2 protein-coding genes are annotated in these 1,489 nt (G+C 39.8%); one reads left to right on the forward strand and one right to left on the reverse strand.

Going from position 1 to position 1,489, the window contains the following annotated elements; translation table 11 throughout:
• The coding region (csaB, locus tag CK510_RS30260) for a polysaccharide pyruvyl transferase CsaB (RefSeq protein ID WP_095725105.1) at positions 1-867 on the reverse strand (867 nt) is incomplete at its 3' end.
• Between the two features lie 207 nt (positions 868-1,074).
• Between csaB and CK510_RS30265 the strand changes: the two genes are divergently transcribed.
• The gene (locus CK510_RS30265; protein ID WP_095725106.1) at positions 1,075-1,410 is read left to right on the forward strand and encodes a DUF2499 domain-containing protein; all 336 of its coding nucleotides are present in this window, start codon (positions 1,075-1,077) and stop codon (positions 1,408-1,410) included.
• The last annotated feature ends 79 nt before the right edge of the window (positions 1,411-1,489 follow it).

A 1,489-nucleotide genomic window follows, 5' to 3' on the forward strand; every position in this document is an offset into this window, starting at 1 on the left:
ATCTTCCATCAAACGATTTACTTTTGGGTCATAACTGAGGGCAAAAGCCTTACATCCCTCACTTGCTGCCATAATCAAACTATGTAACCGCATTCCAATTGCCATATCCACACCACGAAATACACCTTTTAAAATTTCTGGTTCTTCAAAGTGTAATATCTTACTTACATCTTTCAGTGCAGGTTGAATTGCTTGTGCGATCGCATAGTCTTGGGCTTTCTGAAATGGCAAAAGTATGATAAAGGTTTGTGTCGCTTTCTGAAAATCAACCAAAGCGCGTGTTAATCTTTCCAATCTTGGTGCAGTTAGCTGGGAATGGCTTCTGAGAGTTACAGCAACCCTTGGTGCTGGCAAATCCCATAATCCTGGTGTTGGTTTTGATTGTAGCGCCCAAACGGGGTCAGGAGCGAGGAAATGAGGTACTTTCCACTCGGTTAATAATGCTGCACTTTTTGTATCTCTAACACTGACTTTAGTACAACCAGCAAAGGTTTTTTGAGCTACCCATTTAGTTTGCGATCGCACCAAAGGACCAATTCCCTGTGCCCATGCTACCGTTTTTAAGCCCATTTTTTGCGCCAGTGCCATCAAACTGACATAATAAAAGGGACTAACTGCACTTGTTGCGTCTTGAATAAGGCTACCACCACCCCAAATAAAAGCATCGCTAGAGCGCAAAGCTTTGATAACAGTGGGAATATTCATGCGATCGTATGCTTCCACACCATAGCGCTGGCTGGTTTCCTGTGGATTTCCCGACAATACCACGGGTGTAACGTGGGATGGTAGCATTTGGAGGAGGGTTGCGAGTAATGCTTCGTCTCCACCGTTTCCTTTGCCGTAATACCCAGATAGTAAAGCTCGCATAATAATTTTAAGATTTCAGATTTGGACTTTAGATTAACAGTTTTCCGATAAACTAAATATCTAGCACTGTTACAGAAATTTGGAAATTGTTTTATATAAATACAATCTGTCTATACGCAATGTATATAAGAGAGACGCGATATATCGCGTCTCTACATTCCGAAATCCTGATTCGTAATTACTAACTCCTAATTCTTAATTAAATTTATGCACGCACTTTCAATTCCTACCTGGATAATTCATGTTTCAAGCGTTATCGAATGGATAGCGGCAATTTGGTTAATTTGGATATATGGAGAACTTACTAATAATCGTGCTTGGTTTGGTTTTTCTTTGGCGATGTTACCTGCTTTAATTAGTGCTATGTGTGCTTGTACTTGGCACTATTTCGATAATTCTCCATCTTTGGAATGGTTGGTTACTTTACAAGCTAGTATGACTGTTTTGGGTAATTTTACTTTGTTGATTGCTGGATATTTTGTTTGGAGGAATAGTAAGTTTGAGGGGGTTGTTAGTTCGGATGAGAAAGAGAGTAATAAATAAGGAGTTTAGCACGCGGAGGCGAGGAGAGGAGGGGGAATAATTAGTATTTTATTATTCTAAAGTCTAAAAATCTAGAATC

The sequence above is a fragment of the Brunnivagina elsteri CCALA 953 genome, assembly GCF_002289455.1.
GTDB lineage: Bacteria > Cyanobacteriota > Cyanobacteriia > Cyanobacteriales > Nostocaceae > Brunnivagina > Brunnivagina elsteri.